The sequence below is a fragment of the Candidatus Rickettsiella isopodorum genome (assembly GCF_001881495.1).
GTDB lineage: Bacteria > Pseudomonadota > Gammaproteobacteria > Diplorickettsiales > Diplorickettsiaceae > Aquirickettsiella > Aquirickettsiella isopodorum.
Genome location: NZ_LUKY01000032.1, coordinates 368,187 through 384,641 on the forward strand (window position 1 = coordinate 368,187; position 16,455 = coordinate 384,641).

The following is a 16,455-nucleotide window of genomic DNA, read 5'->3' on the forward strand; positions in this document are numbered from 1 at the left end:
TTGGCTATGTAGCTCAGTTGGGTGAGCAAGAAAAGAAAAAGCAACGCTTTTTCCTTGCGAACGCTCGAAGCAGGATGCGCAGGGCCGGCTTTCAAGCGGAATTGTGTAGCGCAGAAAGGAGCACAGCAAAGTAGATCGAAGTTGAAGAAGTTTAGGCTATGTAGCTCAGTTGGTTAGAGCACAGCATTCATAATGCTGGGGTCGGTGGTTCGAGCCCACCCATAGCCACCAAAAACTAATCCGGATCCTACGTTATTAAAAAATCCTATCCCTATAACCTATTTTACTCTTTCTACGCTACCCATTTGCCGTGCTATATCCAAGGTTTCAGTTAATTGTGCAACAGGAAATACTGTCATGCCATTAATCACTTGCTTGCTCCTATTCGCTTTAGGAATAATCGCTGATTTAAAGCCGTGTTTCGCCGCATCACGCAAACGTTCCTGACCATTGGGTACTGGACGGATTTCCCCGGACAAACCGACCTCGCCAAATACCAAACAATCTTCTGGAAAAGGTTTATCCCGTAAGCTCGATAACACCGCTAATAAAACCGGTAAATCCGCACTGGTTTCTAATAAACGCACCCCACCCACCACATTAATAAAAACATCTTGATCATACGTCATAATCCCCGCATGCCGATGCAATACCGCTAACAACATCGCTAAGCGATTACCTTCTAATCCTACGGTCACTCGACGTGGATTGCCTAAGTGACTGTTATCAACTAAGGCCTGTACTTCGACCAGTAAAGGGCGACTGCCTTGCCAAGTCGCCGTCACTAAACTACCTGAAACCGGCAAACCGGATCGTGACAATAACATCGCTGAAGGATTGCTAACTTCACGCAAACCTTTTTCGGTCATGACAAATACGCCTAATTCATTCACCGCACCAAAACGATTTTTAACCGATCGTATTAAACGATGTCGGCTATCGGCTTCACCTTCAAAATATAAAACTGTATCAACCATATGTTCTAAAACGCGAGGACCTGCAAGTACTCCATCTTTAGTGACATGGCCCACTAAAAATAAAGCGATACCGGTTTGCTTAGCTAAACGTGTCAATTGCATAGCACTTTCCCGAACTTGACCTACTGCGCCCGGCGCAGACTGAAGTAAATCAGTATGCATGGTTTGGATCGAGTCAATCACTAAAACTTGAGGCTTTTCTTGTAAAGCATGCATTAAAATACTTTCGACTCGGGTTTCAGTGAGCAAGCGAATTTTCTTTTGTGGTAATCCTAAACGCTGAGCACGTAACGCTACTTGCTGCAGTGATTCTTCTCCTGTTATATAAAGCACCGCGTGATGCTCACTTAATTGACAAAGACTTTGTAATAATAAAGTAGATTTTCCGATGCCTGGATCGCCACCCATGAGTATCACAGAACCTGGGACTATCCCTCCCCCCAGCACTCTATCAAGCTCTTTTATCCTTGACGAAAATCGTTCTATCTCACTGAATTGAATACTGTTTAAATCCGTTATTTTTGCATCGGCCGCCGCATAACCTTTAACACGGGGAAAAGTGTGTGAGGAGAGAGGCGCACTTTCTTCTAATATACTATTCCAAGCTTGGCATTCACCACATTGCCCAGACCATTGTAAAAACTGCCCTCCGCAGGATTGACAACTATAAACGCGTTTCGATTTAGACATGCTGTTTTTCCTGTAATAATTGACGCACAGCGCTTAATAGATCAGGAAAAACTGGAATTTCGTCGGCTAGTTCACGATTATTTAACAAGGTTTGTTCCCCATTACCGGTCAACACTAAAATAGGTTGGCAACCGACTTTAAGAGCTGCTTTAATATCTCGCAGAGAATCACCAATAGCGATAATGCCCCTTAAATCGAGTTGATAATAATCAGCAATTTGTTCAAATAAGCCGATACCCGGCTTTCTACAACAACACTGATCGTCAGGAAGGTGTGGGCAGTAAAAAACCTTATCCACCTGACCTCCCAGCGCTTTTATGCTGCTCAACATTTTTTGATGGATAACCATTAAATCAGCATCGGTGTAAAATCCTCGACCTACACCCGATTGATTGGTTGCCACAGCGATGGTGTAACCTGCCTGACTTAATAAGGCAATGGCTTCTAAACTCCCCGGAATAGGTAACCACTCCTCAGGCGTCTTGATGTAGTCCTTAGATTCAAAATTAATCACGCCATCCCGATCCAGGATGATAAATGCAGAGTTTTTAGCATTTTTAGCCATTTTTTACTCCCTTTAAGTCTCTCTTAACATTAAAGACTTATACTTTTCAGATATTTCATTAAAGTTTACAGTATATTTTCCATGGCCATACCACAACCTGAAAAAGAATTAGATGCTGCGTTTCTAACCGCTTGGCAACTAAAAGAAAAAATTAAAGAAAACTATATCTCAAGAACCCGTCATATTCACTTGAAAAAAGATGAAATACAAGAAGAAATCATAGGATTTATAAAATCAAATCGAGAAGTAGTTAAGCGATATATTGAAAACAAAACAACGACTGAAGATATCCTATTAGCTCAGATTATGAAACAATTTGAGGGGATACACAAGACGATAGAATCTTATAAACAAACCCGAAAATTTTTTCAGAATAATCCAAATAATTTTATTAAGGAAATAGAAAAAAAGCTCAAAGATATTAATGAAATATTTAATATGCTTCACTGGAAATACCCCGATATACCCGCTGAATCTATCAAGCTTACGACTGATCCCAGGTTTAACCGCTAAAATTCCCTATCGCATAACGAGTGATAACATTTTTCAAACAAGCTAGATTATTGATAAGACCTAATCCGTACTGGCGCGTTTTCTGTAATATCGGATTGCTAGCGGCAAATAGATATTTAATGCTATCCACACCACCCATCATGACACGATTATGAAAACGACGCTCTCTTTCATAACGGCGTAAAGTATGAAACGCACTTATCGATCGATGTTTCTGCTTTGCCTCGATGATCACCTTTGCTAAACACTGTGCATCAGCCAAACCTAAATTTGCACCCTGCCCCGCTAAGGGATGTAGTGTATGCGCCGCATCACCGATTAAAGCAACACTCGATTTTATGTACTGCTCTGATTCTTGGATTTTTAATGGATAACTTAAACGTGGACTTGTCGAAGCAATTTGACCTAAACACTGTTCGAAAACTTTGGTTAATTCTCCACAAAAAAGTTCGTCATTTAGCGCTTCCAAGCGTCGTATTTCTTCGGGTGTATTCGACCAAACAATGGAACATTGATGTGCATCTCTTAAAGGTAAAAAAGCCAAAGGACCATTCGCTAAAAAAACCTGTCTTGCTATCTGGTCGTGCGTCAATTCAGTTTGTACCGTTGCAATGAGTGCACGCTGCACATAATCAGTCGCTTTAATTGGCAAATCAGCCCATTGTCGAACTTTAGATTGCTCCCCATCGGCACCGACTAGCAAACGGGTACTTATTTCTGCTCCAGACGCTAATGTAACTACCACTTGATTTTTTTCTATCTGCATATCGACTAATGCATCCGGTGTAAACCAAGTCAACTCACTATTCGTTTTTGCTTGTGTGTGTAGTGCTTGTTCTAAATCATAATTCTTGACGATATAACCTAAACTGGCTTGACCGATATCCGCACTATCAAAAAAAAGATGGGCTGCTTGTCCAGATTCCCATACTTGCATACTACGGAACGGCGCATCGTGTTTTCTGTTGAACCGCTGCCAAACATTCAGTTCTTGCAAATAATGCTGCGAACCCAAAGTAATAGCAATAACGCGAAGTTGAGAAGTAAGACTTGAGGATATATTAGGAGAAGTCTCTTTATTTATTAGGGCGATCTTTAAATCTTGATCCTTTAAGTGACAAGCCAGTGTTAAGCCAACAATACCTCCGCCAACAATAACGATATCATAATCAGTTTGTACTTCTAAAGTCATAATGACTCAGAATATTGATAAGTAACATATTCCGGATACCAAAATTGACGATCGATTTCTTCAGCTAAATCAATCGACTCCGAAATTTTTGCTAATCCTTCCTGGCGCGCTTGAGTTGCTACAGCGAGCCCAATACAGCGACTAATCGCATGTATGTCTTCAAAATTAGGTAATAATGCATTTTTTGTATCGGAAGTTTGGCTAACAAAACGACTTAAGGCTTTAGATGCTTCCCAAAGCATTCCCTCGCTCAAATGCGTCGCTTGAGCTATGACGACACCCAAACCTATTCCTGGATAAATAAGGGCATTATTACACTGTGCAATTGATATTTTTTCACCTTTAAAATCAACTTGACCAAAAGGACTACCCGTCGCAATGAGCGCACGTCCTTCTGTCCAATTGAGTAAATCATCCGGAGTGGCTTCTGATTTCTCAGTAGGATTGGATAAAGGAAAAATAATAGGATCTTCGACCTGTGCAGCCATAGTTTTAACAATCGCTTCAGTGAAAATTCCACCTTGACCAGAGCAACCGATTAATACCGTGGGTTTAAATTGTTTCACCACATCATACAATTGTAACGTAGTGACTGTTTCACCCATCAAATGTTGTGCATAGGGTTTTTGAAAAATAGTCAGCCCCGACGTTGCATCATGTATCAAACCATGTCGACCTACCAAATAAAATCGTGATAAGGCTTCTTCTCTAGATAGACCTTGTCGTACCATCCCTGCACAGAGTTGGTCAGCAATCCCGGTGCCTGCTGTTCCAGCACCCACAATAACAACACGCTGTTCAGTTAAAGGAATTTTAGTCCGATGGATAGCAGATAAAAGTGCAACCAAAGTCACCACACCCGTTCCTTGCATATCATCATTAAAAGTACACATTTGGTCATGATAGCGTTCTAAATTACGCCTAGCATTTTCCCGACCAAAGTCTTCCCAATGTAAATAAGCTCGAGGTAATTTTCGTTGTATCGCTGAGACTATGTTTTCTACCATATCATCATATTTTTGACCCGCTAAGCGTGGATGACGCCAGCCCAAATACATCGGATCATTCAGTAATTGTTCATTGTTAGTTCCGACATCGATTTGAATAGGTAATAACCGATTGGGATGAATGCCCGCACACAAAACATAAACCATCAATTTTACAATACAGATATCCATTCCACCAACCCCTTGATCGCCAATACCTAATACCCCTTCGCCATCCGTCATCACGATAATATCCACTTCGGAATTCAAACGATTTTCCAGGATTTCATCAATATGATCTCTATTTGGATAAGCGATATACAAACCTCTTGGTTGCTGGAATTCATGGCTAAATTGCTCAACGGCTTTTCCAACCGTCGGCGTATACAAAATAGGCAACATTTCAGTTAAATGTTGACTCACTAATTTATAAAACAACACCTCATTCGTATTATGCAAACTACGTAGATAAAGATGCTTTTCTAAATTATTTTCTTTTTTTAAAAATTGTTGATAAACACGTAATTCTTGTTGCTGCAAACTTTCAATACTATACGGTAACTTACCCCGTAATCCCAATTGTTGCCGTTCTGATTCAGTAAATGCGGTACCTTTATTTAACTTAGCGGTAGTTAATAACGCTGAACCCAACGCGTTAGTTTCCAGGTAAAGAACCTTAGCATTTTTTTTATCAATGATGGATCTAAATTTTGGCATACTAATATTCTTCTTTTTGTAAAGTTAAACCACGAGTCAAACCGGGAAGTCGGCCATGAATGCCCATTAAGCGGCGAGACAAATTTCTTTTACAACGTGGAAGTAAATCCATTGCTAATAGACCATTATTGTAAATGAAAGTCAACGGCCCGAAACGGGGCTGCAATCGCGTCAATCGCTCGGTAAATCGGATGATTTGTCGCTGTGCCGTCAAACGTGCATTGAGATACGATTGAGCCAAACTCGCATCAGCCAAATCTTTATGTTGTTGCAAAGCATGTACTATCAAATCTACGCATTCAGCCATATCTTGTAAACCTAAATTTAGACCTTGGGCGGCAATCGGAAGTAAAGTATGCGCGGCATTTCCTAATAGGATCAACCCTGCTTGCGCTTGAGTTGCTGAAATACAACTTTTTAAAGGATAAGTCTGTGGTGGAGTATAGTGTAATAGCTTACCAAAACGATAAGAAAAATGTTGTTGTAAATTCTCCAAAAACTCTGACGCCGTTAAATTTTGTAAGGCTTCAATCGTTTTCGGTTCTGAAGTCCAAACTAAGCCTATTTTATTAGCCAGCAAAGGTAAACAAGCAATAATGCCTTGTTTCGTAAAACGTTGATAGGCAATATGTCGATGATGGCGACTAATATCAATGAATGTCGTCAAAGCGGCCTCCGAAGTAGGCCTAATGTTTAAACCAATTTTCAGCAAACTGCGGACAGTAGAGTGTGTCCCATCCGCAGCAATAATTAAACGTGGATAAATAATTTTTTTTTCGTTTTGAAGATGACTGAATACAACCTGCCAAACCCCTTCATGTTGGTTGATTGATTCACAGAGAGCAGGATTATACAGATCTAAACTCCCTTGCGCCCTTTTGCTAGCCCCAGCCTGAAGCAAAGCCTTAGTTAATTCATATCCCAAACGATCCGCAGGAATAACGGCACCTAATTGTGGAACACCCAACTCTTTTGCATTCATTCTCGATTGAGCAAAACAAGCCTGCTGCGAAATATGCACGCTATTAATCGGATTTGCATACATTTCTAAAGCAGTCCATACATTTAATGTCTGTAAAATACGTAGACTTGCCAAATTCAAAGCGATAGGCTTACTTTGTGCAGGTAAAGCCTCATCGAGGGACTTAAAAGAGGATTGTTCGATCAGCGCGATCCGTAATGGTAAAGAGGATAAAGCTAAAGCGAGACTACTTCCTATGATTCCCGCACCCACGATGAGAATATCGTAATCCTGTTTCATGAGGAGGTTCGCATTATATTTTCAATGTCAGCGATATCTTTGGGTGTTTGAGATGTCAACACTTCACAGGCGTCATGAGTCACTCGTACATCATCTTCAATACGGATACCAATATTCCACCATTTTTTATCAATACTCGGTGCTGGACTGATGTAAATACCGGGCTCTACCGTGAAAACCATTTCCGGTTCTAAACTGCGCCATTTTTTTTCTACTCGATAACAACCCACATCATGGACATCTAAACCTAACCAATGACTACAACCGTGCATATAAAATTTTTGATAACTTTTTTGTTGAATGAGATCACTAACATTCCCTTTCAATAAACCCAAATCTACTAAACCTTGCGTTATACACTCTACACAGATTTTCTGTAACTTGTTCCATGCAACACCTGGTTTTATCAACGCTAGGATCGCTTGCTGAGCTTTTAATACAATTTGATAAATAGCTTTTTGTTCTGAACTAAAACGACCATTGACTGGAAAAGTTCGAGTAATATCGGAGGCATAGTGTTGATATTCGCACCCGGCATCAATTAATACTAAATCACCCGATTTTAACTGAGCACGATTTTCCATGTAGTGTAAAATGCAACTATTTGCTCCACTTGCAACAATATTAGGATAAGCTAAGGCTTGGCTCCCTTGTTGGTAAAATTCATAGAGTAATTCTGCTTCTAATTGATATTCATATACACCTGGCCGACACGCTTGCATTGCTCGCTGATGAGCTTTACTGGAAATATGGGCCGCCTGGCGCAAGCTATCCAATTCAGTTGGACTTTTTCTAAGTCGCATTTCATGAACTGTATTAACTAATTTTTTAGCATACTCCACCGGAGTTTTTTTTAAGCGCGCTAATAACTTATTAATTCGTTCTAAAATTGGGTTGTGCAGTTTTTCATCCCAAAGATGATAGCAAACACGACTTAAATATTTAGGAAAATTCACTTCAAATTGATCGATAGGATAAGCTTCATCCACCCCGAATTCTTCACAAGCTCGTATTTGGCCAATACGTTCACCATTCCAAATCGCAGCGGCTGAGTCCTCTGGACGATTGAATAAAATAAACCTACCAAATTTAGTATTATCAGGTATGAGTAGCGCTATCGCCTCAGGTTCAGGAAATGCAGTTAAATAGTAAAAATCGCTGTTTTGGCGATACGGATACAGTACATCGCCATTCCGTATAGATTCTGGCGCTGCCATTAAAACAATAAGCTCATCGCTCTGTATTTGGGATAATAATTGCTTGCGCCGATGCTGTAATTCCAAAAGATTAAACATAGATCATTAGCAGTAGATGGTCTTTTTAATGAAGATACATAGAGCCTGTACTTCCTTCTACTGAGTAACGAATTAACTCTTCATAAATCAAAGGGATAGCATGAGTAATAAACTCGATTGCTTCATCATAAGCCAGTTTATCAAGTTCAGTTACTTCTAAATGGTTAATTTCAAGCTTGGCAATCTCGGCAATACAATACAAGGCTTCGTGTATAACATCCGGTGTCTCATCTTCAATAGAGCTCCCCCCTAAGCCTAACCCATATAAAAAACCCTCACACCACAAGCTTAAGGCTTCAGCACGTTCTTCTAATTCATGTTGTTCATCCGGCAACAATAATTGAAACGCTTGCAAGCCACTTAACTGACGACAGGCCGCATCATACAAGCCCACAATGGCACCTTGCGATCCCAGCATAAAGGGAGGCCTAGTACCCAAGCGCTTTAGCAAAATATCGATCAAAAAGCCGCCGTTAAGTTTAGGGCCCACACATACAAAGCCGCATAACATACCATGTATTTCCGCTGGAGAAGTAGCTACTTCTGCTTGCGTCAATAAATGGTAAAAATCATCGAAAGCAGGGGCTTTAGCCTGAGTTTGCATGGGCGTACTCTTTTAAAGAAAGTAAGTCTTAACTATATTACCATTCTAAGCAGTGTTAATACAGCTAAGCAAACCTTAACAAAAATAAAATCCGCATAAAGCCCGTCATAATGTAAGGTATTTTCTTTATTTGGCGCCAATTTTGCATTAAGACTTAACGTTAAATTTTTTAATTAATAGACAGTAAGCGCTTAAAATAGATTATACTATTCAAGTATCTGACTCAGTCGATAGTTTTTCGATCGATACTTTCATAAAGTCAGGGATAGTTGATTTATTTACGGTGTGCATGCTTGCAGGGTGTGTCGTCATTCAGCGATGATGGCACACACCCTAACAAGAAGCCTAAAGTAGATAGACTTAATCCCACCTGCATCCCAGGATCAGGAAACGAGCTGAGTCAGATATTTTTAATATCATAGGAAGCTATGGATACTCGCCAATTATCTCGTAAGAAATTACAACAGCAGCGAGCCAACCTTACTTTAAACGAACAAAAAATAGCTTCTGCTATCATTACCGAACGGTTAAGTCATCATCCACTATTTTTACAAAGCCGAACGATCGCCAGCTATATAGCCATTCAACAGGAAATTGATCCCTCAGCACTCATTCAAAAAGCCTGGCACAATAAGCAAACTTGCTATTTACCCATTTTACAAGGACAGCAATTAATATTCTGTGCTTATCAAGCGGATACGTTGTTAAAAAAAAATCGATTTAATATTCCTGAACCTCCTTTATCTTTAGATGCTTGCATTGCGCCTGACGCTATCGATTTAGTCTTAGTTCCTCTGGTAGGCTTTACCGAAAAAGGTCAACGCTTAGGAATGGGTGCGGGTTTTTATGATCGAAGCTTTGCTTTTTTATTACATTCACCTCAATCGATACGGCCTTTTTTACTTGGCCTTGCCTATGAGTGGCAAAAGTTAGCTTCTTTCAATGAAAGAAGCTGGGATGTTCCTTTAAATGCCATTATGACTGAAAAACAAATTTACTTTAGTCAGGTTAAATGAACCATTTTTGTTTCTCTACGAATACATTTGAAATAAATGATCTAAATGTTGGCTGAATTGTTTAAACAAGCTTCCATTTTTATCCTTTTCCGGTGGTGCATTAAACAAGACTGCAAACGCACCTAAGTCACCATTTTGCAATCTAAAATAACCGGCAATGGTATACACCGATTTTGGTATACTTATATGGCCTGTTTTAAAACTTGACCATTGCATCCAAGGATGCTGCGCAGTCATCATCCCACGCCAAATTTTTTGTTGTCCTGGCACAACTAAGCTTCCATAATATATCGGAAAATCACGTTTATTTTTATACATCCCTTCTAACAGAATAATAAGATCTTGGGCCGAAACACGATTTAATGGGGTTAATCCGCTCGCATTTTTGAAGAGGGGTAAACCACCCGCATTCTTAATAAGAAAATGAGTGTTTGCCACCATCGGTTTATAGTTATTAAAAAGTAATTGTGTCGCATCACTCAATTCTACTGATGCAACTAATTTCGTTTGACTGTCTCGCCATAAGTCCAGCATCAACGTATCGGCTATATAATTATTACTATAAAATAGCATGTCCTGCAAAGAATGAATCAGTGGATCACTGTCTAATTGGGTTAACAATCTATCAGTGGGCAATAAAGGCCTTGATTCAACCTTTACGTGACCCTTTAAACTGATACCCGATTTTTTTAAAAAGGCTACTAATAAATTTGCAGTAGTTAAATTGGGATCGCCGACAGAACGATAAAGCGTTAATGGTTTACTTAGTACACCTAATTGACCGGAAATTATTAAAATTTCTTTTTTATTCTGTGTAACTCGATTAAGTTGAATAGTATTATTTTTTCCAGAAATCGTGTGCACACTGCCTTTAAGGACGACATTATCTAAAGCATAGGGTATAATTTTTACTATTGCGGCATCACCTACTTTCAAACCCGGTGAAATAGTAACGGCGATGTTTCCAAAATTTGTACCTGATGAAGTAAGTAAACCATTATAGGCTACACTTGAATGAGTTTTTGCTAGGATTCGATCGGGATCGTTTAGAATAACCTTACCAAAATAAGAGGTGTTAACGATTAAATAACCTGTTATTTTATTTAAACCTATGTGTTGTAGATTATTTATTAAGCTCCAAATCTTTTCATTAGTGAATTCAGGATCACCCAAACCATAAAAAACTAAATCTCCGTATAATATGCCCGCTTTAATGTGTCCTCTTATATAAACTTGCGTCGAAAAAGTATGTCGATCTCCCCAGTGCGTTAATACACTCGCAGCAATAAAAAGTTTCGTTACCGATGCGGGAATTAAACGTAATTGCTCATTCTTAGCATAAAGGATCTTAGGATGGGTCAAATCAACCATTAGCTCTGAACTTTGAATATTCTCTTCATTAGCCAGTACTGTCGCACAAACAAAATAAAAAAATATCAATAAATAGTTTAACAACCCATATTTTTTCTTTTTCATGTGGAATCTATTTGGTGAAGCTCAAAGCATTCATTATTAAGGCTTGAATAGACTCACAGTGATTGGATTTTTGCCCAGTGTCACGAGGCAGATTGCAAATCAAGCAATAACACAGACAAAAATTCAAATGCGTAGAGTTTATTAATGACTGATAACTTGCCATACTCCTTGGCTATTCCGGCAGGCTATGTAGTTAAAAGAAGGGGGATCAAAGAAACCTCGAATTAACTTTATTTCATAATCTCTACATCCTTGTCCTTCAGGATTAACGAAAATTTCTTTACTAGTAAATACAAATCGAGCACCCGTAGTATCGCTAGTCCAACTGATAAACTGCGTAGGTTGCGCAGTGGCTACTAAATTTTTCAACTTACTATGATCCGTATTTCCCATAAAATGCGCAATAGAAGGATCAACAAAAATATCCTTACTATTATCTAACTGCGGTTCTACTGGTGTTTGCGGTATCTGTACGTGATGACTTGCACAGGCTGTCAAATTTAAAATAAACGTCCCAATGAATAAACATTTAATGATTTTTTTTTGCATCATTTATTTCCTCAATACGCGTACGGACTAACTGTCCTCGATTAATGCCACATAATAATTCGAAACGAAAAGATGACGTGCTTTCTGCTATTTGCTCAATAGGTAAACCCGTTCCCCATAGCACCACAGGATCGCCTATCTTAGCATCCCATTGATTCGACAAATTAACTGTCAACATATCCATAGAAACTTGACCTATCAATTCACTGAGTTTGCCATTCACCAAAATAGGGGTCCCACTTTCAGCTCGATGTGGATAGCCATCGCCATATCCTATAGCCACAATTCCTACACGTAATGGTTTAGGAGCGATCCATGTTCCTCCATATCCGACTCTATCGCCTGGTTCTAATTGATGAATTGAAATAATTTCAGATTTTAAAGTCATTACCGGTTTAAGCGCATACTGTACGCCTGATGATTCTGGAAAAGGTGACACACCATAGAGCATTAATCCTGGGCGCACCCAGTCGGCATGAACTTTAGGAAAAGCTAAAATCGCAGCAGAGTTAGCTAAACTGGTTGGAAATTGGCATTCTTTAAGAACCTGATCAAAGCGTTTTATTTGGTTTTTAGTCGTTGTATCCTCTGGTTTATCGGCACTTGAAAAATGTGTCATCACACAAACAATATTTAGCCAAGAACAGTGATGGAGCTTTTCTAAAACAGCTTCAAAATCATTCGGTGAAAACCCTAAACGATTCATTCCGGTATTTATTTTTAACCATACGTTAATAGTGGCGGGTAATGGATGTTCGCTCAACCAATTTAGCTGATTGCAATCATGTATGACGGTATCTAACTCATAATCAGTTAATAAAGGAATTTCATCCTTGGAAAACAAGCCTTCCATTAAAACTATCCGTTGCTTTAATCCTGCCTGACGTAAATACAATGCTTCTTCTGAACAGGAAACACCGAAACCCTCGACATCGCTTAGTGCTTTTGCGATAGAAAGTAAACCATGCCCATACGCATTCGCCTTAACCATAGCCAATAATTGGGATTGTGGTGCAATTTCACGTATGCGTTTAACATTATGACGTAGTGCACCTAAATCAAGTTCTACAGTAAAGGGTCTGCTCATGCATAATTCTCAGCATGATAACGTTGCGGAGCAAAATTTTCAAAACGAGTATATTTTCCTAAGAAGGTCAGTCGCACCTTACCGGTAGGTCCATTACGCTGTTTAGCAATAATAATTTCTGCGCTACCTTTATCTGGGCTGCCTTCATTATAAACTTCGTCACGATAAATAAAAATAATCAAATCGGCATCTTGTTCAATCGCACCTGAATCCCGTAAATCAGACATCACCGGTCTTTTATCGGCACGTTGTTCTAAACTACGGTTTAACTGCGACAATGCGATAATAGGCACATCCAATTCTTTAGCTAAAGCTTTTAAACTGCGCGAAATTTCGGATATTTCTGTCGTGCGGTTTTCCTTAGAACCTGGTACTTGCATTAATTGGATATAATCGATAACAATTAATCCTAATGCGCCTTGCTCTTTAGCCACTCTTCGTGCACGCGCACGAACTTCTCCAGGACTTAACGCTGCCGTATCATCAATAAACATCTTTGCTTCTGATAACATGCTGACTGCTGAAGTGACACGAGGCCAATCTTCATCACTTAATTTTCCTGTCCGTATTTTATGCTGATCAATTCGTCCTAATGACGACATCATACGCATCGCTAATGCCTGACCTGGCATTTCCATGCTAAAAATCAATACGGGTTTATCCCCTTGTATTGCTGCATGTTCTGCAATATTCATGGCAAATGTTGTTTTTCCCATTGACGGTCGGCCTGCAACAATCACGAGATCAGCGGGTTGTAACCCCGATGTCATTTCGTCTAAATCTTTATAAGCAGTGGAGAGTCCCGTGATCACTTGATCGGAATGAAACAAGATATCAATTCTATCGACCGCTTTTGCCAAAAAATCGCTAATTCTAAGTGGACCACTCCCACGTGTGCCTTGATCAGAAATCTGAAATACTTTTCGCTCCGCTTCGTCTACCAGTTCAGTGATCGAACGTCCTTCTGGCATGAAAGCATTTTCAGTGATTTCAGAAGCGATACCAATCAATTGGCGTAAAATTGAACGTTCTCGTACGATATCGGCATAAGCGACGATATTGGCAGCACTGGGTGTATTGCGCACCAATTCAAATAAATAAAGATCGCCGCCTATTTCTATCAATTGATTCGAGCTTTTTAAAGCATCTGTAAGAGTGACTACATCAAAAGGCTTCGCATGATTGGCAAAACTAACAATCGTACGAAATAAGATACGATGTGATAACAGATAAAAATCTTTTTCTTTTAATCTGTCTGCAACTCTATCCCATGCTTGATTATCCAGCATTAATCCACCTAAAACCGATTGCTCGGCTTCAAGTGAATGTGGAGGTAACTTAAGATGATCGGTTTTTTGCATAGCAAGAATTGCCTAAACCATAAACTAACAAAAAAATCCTTGTTGCTAGTTTAAATTAAATCTTTTACAGAAGTTAGTAAAGTGCTGTATTTATTCCTATAAAGATACTCTTAGCACTTGAATTTTTATCTGGGTTGCTGCTTAACTCGCAATCCTCATGGTTGTCAATACGCTTCAGTTGCTTTTTTATTTTCGCAGTCTTGCGAAAAAATCAATTGCTATGAGTATAATAGGACTTATCGTTCAAAATACAACATCCTTGTTATATTAGCCAGCTGTAAGTAATATAAAGCGGCCTGTCGAAATTTTGTTGGATAAATAATTATTCTTCTGCAACAACATTTACTTTCAATATTGCGATAACATCACTGTGTAATTGCACAGTGACTTCATGTTCACCCAATTGACGTAACGGACCATTAGGTAAGCGAATTTCACTCTTTTCAAGTGTGACACCTGCAGCATTTGCTGCACGGACTAATTCAGAAATACCAATAGAACCATATAAACGACCTTCTTCTGCTGACTTAACCGGTATGGTTAATGCTAAATCATTGATAGCCGCGGCACGCGTTTCCGCGACGTCTAATTTTTCTTGTGCGACTTTCTCTAATTCAGCACGCTTCATTTTGAATTCAGCGATAGTTTCCTTATTAGCAGGTACCGCCTTGTTTTCAGGGTATAAATAATTTCGCGCATAACCGTTACGCACCGTCACTTGATCCCCTAAATCACCTAAAGAATGTATTTTTTCTAATAAAATTACTTGTGCCATGAAAAATAAACCTCAAAATTCACTTGTTAACTCTTTATGTATCAACTGTTACTCTCTATTCTTAACCGATAGCGTAAATTAACCCAGCTATCGATAACTGCGAATAGTATCAGTGCAGTGGCTACATAAGGAAAAAAAACTACCAATAGTACATAAAATAGAAAAATCCATTTATTAGCCACGTTTCTTAAATCCGCCACCGCATGAAAAACACTTAACCCTGCTAATACAAAAATTAATCCCACAACAGGTAAGACATCTTGCGCTAATACTATTCCTAGGAAACTTAATATACCTATCCCTAAAAGAAGGAGTACTTCCCATAGACTCAGCCGGACACTTTTTAATTCCAGTCGAAACTGGCCCGGATTATATAGCATTGACTGCAACCCTCGTGCAAGTATTAAATTAATAAGTACCGACAAGGAAATAAATGCGACTTGAAAACCAGTAGCAAACTTAGCAAAAAATTGAAAATGTGCTGTGTTAATAGCGACATTAAATTGATTTTTAACTAATGTGGCATAATGCTCGAACTGATTTGACCATACCTCATTGATATGTGGTATCCATAAATGCACTAAGAGCACTGCTAATAAACCGAGCAACAGACTGGTTGTTAATACAGCTTTCCAACTCTGTGTTTGACGTAAAATTAAGGCTAACACATACGTAAATAAACTGCCGCCAATAATTCCATATAAAATAATTAAACGATTACCTAAACTAGCGACAACAACGGCCGGTAAAATAACCCATAATAATACGATAACCCCTTCTTTAGCGCCCTTACGTAAGGTAACTAAAGAAACAATGACATTACTCACCCATCCGAACAAAGGAAGAATAGTAAAAAGTAGTCCTACTATGACGGCCTGTCGGCGGCCACGCATCACATAGCTTGCAAAACGATGCAGTATACCTCTTGGACTTGTCGAACTTGAATTTTTTTCTATGTTGCCGCTCAATTCGCAATCCTCATGGTTCTCATCATTTTTAGCCTATCTCAAAACATTAACCCATGTTTTGATGTTTATCACAATAAGGAAGTAATCCTAAAAACCGTGCGCGTTTAATCGCTTGCGTCAATTTACGTTGAACGCTAGCGGTAGTTCCTGTTGTGCGACTGGGAACTATTTTAGCGGTCTCCGTCAAATGATTTTTTAAAAGAGGGAGATCTTTATAATCGACCTGCATACCTTCAGCAGAAATTCGGCAATGCTTACGGCGTCTATTTTGATAATTGTTCATAAAATCTATTCATCCTAATAATTAAAAGCTGATAATTAATATTACAAGGTTACACCGCTCTTCCTTCAACTTCAGTCTCTCTGGAATCTCTGGAATCTCTGGAATCTCTGGAATCTCTGGAATCTCTGGAATCTCTGGAA

Annotated in this window: 16 protein-coding genes, 1 tRNA gene and 1 other RNA gene; 4 read left to right on the top strand and 14 right to left on the bottom strand. The window is 39.2% G+C overall.

What is annotated here, in order from left to right; genetic code table 11:
- Positions 1–154: 154 nt before the first annotated feature.
- Positions 155–231: transfer RNA gene (locus A1D18_RS03845), tRNA-Met, on the top strand.
- Between the two features lie 47 nt (positions 232–278).
- Here the strand turns inward: A1D18_RS03845 and radA are convergent.
- Complete coding sequence (radA, locus tag A1D18_RS03850) at positions 279–1,667, bottom strand: DNA repair protein RadA (RefSeq protein WP_071662491.1); 1,389 nt, start codon at positions 1,665–1,667, stop codon at positions 279–281.
- Entirely contained in the window at positions 1,660–2,232 is a 573-nt protein-coding gene (gene gmhB, locus A1D18_RS03855) for a D-glycero-beta-D-manno-heptose 1,7-bisphosphate 7-phosphatase (protein ID WP_071662492.1), read from the bottom strand. Before gmhB ends, radA begins: the two co-directional genes overlap by 8 nt.
- An 81-nt stretch (positions 2,233–2,313) precedes the next feature.
- Here gmhB and A1D18_RS03860 point away from each other — a divergent pair, with 81 nt between their 5' ends.
- Entirely contained in the window at positions 2,314–2,745 is a 432-nt protein-coding gene (locus tag A1D18_RS03860) for a hypothetical protein (protein WP_071662493.1), read from the top strand.
- Here A1D18_RS03860 and A1D18_RS03865 read toward each other — a convergent pair.
- From A1D18_RS03865 to A1D18_RS03885, 5 genes are read right to left on the bottom strand one after another with little or no spacing between them, the layout of a single operon-like run.
- Positions 2,735–3,937 carry a UbiH/UbiF/VisC/COQ6 family ubiquinone biosynthesis hydroxylase gene (locus A1D18_RS03865; RefSeq protein ID WP_071662494.1) on the bottom strand — a complete coding sequence of 401 codons (1,203 nt, stop codon included), beginning with the start codon at positions 3,935–3,937 and terminating at the stop codon, positions 2,735–2,737. The two genes, A1D18_RS03860 and A1D18_RS03865, sit on opposite strands and share 11 nt — an antisense overlap.
- On the bottom strand, positions 3,934–5,640 hold the full coding sequence (locus tag A1D18_RS03870; RefSeq protein WP_071662495.1) for an NAD-dependent malic enzyme: 1,707 nt from the start codon (positions 5,638–5,640) through the stop codon (positions 3,934–3,936). The genes A1D18_RS03865 and A1D18_RS03870 overlap by 4 nt, the downstream gene beginning before the upstream one ends.
- Before the next feature lies 1 nt (position 5,641).
- Positions 5,642–6,901 (bottom strand): FAD-dependent monooxygenase, encoded by a 1,260-nt coding sequence (locus A1D18_RS03875; protein ID WP_071662496.1) that lies wholly within the window; start codon positions 6,899–6,901, stop codon positions 5,642–5,644.
- The gene (pepP, locus tag A1D18_RS03880) at positions 6,898–8,196 is read right to left on the bottom strand and encodes a Xaa-Pro aminopeptidase (RefSeq protein ID WP_071662497.1); all 1,299 of its coding nucleotides are present in this window, start codon (positions 8,194–8,196) and stop codon (positions 6,898–6,900) included. Before pepP ends, A1D18_RS03875 begins: the two co-directional genes overlap by 4 nt.
- A gap of 25 nt (positions 8,197–8,221) precedes the next feature.
- Complete coding sequence (locus A1D18_RS03885; RefSeq protein ID WP_071662498.1) at positions 8,222–8,800, bottom strand: UPF0149 family protein; 579 nt, start codon at positions 8,798–8,800, stop codon at positions 8,222–8,224.
- 212 nt (positions 8,801–9,012) lie between these two features.
- Between A1D18_RS03885 and ssrS the strand changes: the two genes are divergently transcribed.
- Both ssrS and A1D18_RS03895 read left to right on the top strand, forming a co-directional pair.
- Positions 9,013–9,211, top strand: a non-coding RNA gene (gene ssrS / locus A1D18_RS03890) — 6S RNA.
- Between the two features lie 17 nt (positions 9,212–9,228).
- Complete coding sequence (locus tag A1D18_RS03895; protein ID WP_071662499.1) at positions 9,229–9,816, top strand: 5-formyltetrahydrofolate cyclo-ligase; 588 nt, start codon at positions 9,229–9,231, stop codon at positions 9,814–9,816.
- A gap of 15 nt (positions 9,817–9,831) precedes the next feature.
- Here A1D18_RS03895 and dacB read toward each other — a convergent pair whose 3' ends face one another.
- The 7 genes from dacB to rpsR all read right to left on the bottom strand — a co-directional run bounded on the left by dacB (position 9,832) and on the right by rpsR (position 16,315).
- Positions 9,832–11,292 carry a D-alanyl-D-alanine carboxypeptidase/D-alanyl-D-alanine endopeptidase gene (gene dacB / locus A1D18_RS03900; RefSeq protein WP_071662500.1) on the bottom strand — a complete coding sequence of 487 codons (1,461 nt, stop codon included), beginning with the start codon at positions 11,290–11,292 and terminating at the stop codon, positions 9,832–9,834.
- A gap of 141 nt (positions 11,293–11,433) precedes the next feature.
- The gene (locus tag A1D18_RS03905) at positions 11,434–11,844 is read right to left on the bottom strand and encodes a hypothetical protein (protein ID WP_143750423.1); all 411 of its coding nucleotides are present in this window, start codon (positions 11,842–11,844) and stop codon (positions 11,434–11,436) included.
- On the bottom strand, positions 11,822–12,928 hold the full coding sequence (gene alr / locus A1D18_RS03910) for an alanine racemase (protein WP_071662502.1): 1,107 nt from the start codon (positions 12,926–12,928) through the stop codon (positions 11,822–11,824). Before alr ends, A1D18_RS03905 begins: the two co-directional genes overlap by 23 nt.
- A complete protein-coding gene (gene dnaB, locus A1D18_RS03915; RefSeq protein ID WP_071662503.1) occupies positions 12,925–14,289 on the bottom strand; it encodes a replicative DNA helicase in 1,365 nt (454 codons plus the stop codon). The genes alr and dnaB overlap by 4 nt, the downstream gene beginning before the upstream one ends.
- Before the next feature lie 322 nt (positions 14,290–14,611).
- Complete coding sequence (gene rplI / locus A1D18_RS03920) at positions 14,612–15,064, bottom strand: 50S ribosomal protein L9 (protein ID WP_071662504.1); 453 nt, start codon at positions 15,062–15,064, stop codon at positions 14,612–14,614.
- Positions 15,065–15,105: 41 nt separating this feature from the next.
- Positions 15,106–16,032 carry a DUF2232 domain-containing protein gene (locus A1D18_RS03925; protein ID WP_143750424.1) on the bottom strand — a complete coding sequence of 309 codons (927 nt, stop codon included), beginning with the start codon at positions 16,030–16,032 and terminating at the stop codon, positions 15,106–15,108.
- Between the two features lie 46 nt (positions 16,033–16,078).
- Positions 16,079–16,315: a 30S ribosomal protein S18 gene (gene rpsR, locus A1D18_RS03930; protein WP_071662506.1), complete on the bottom strand. Its 237-nt coding sequence runs from the start codon at positions 16,313–16,315 to the stop codon at positions 16,079–16,081.
- Positions 16,316–16,455: the final 140 nt, after the last annotated feature.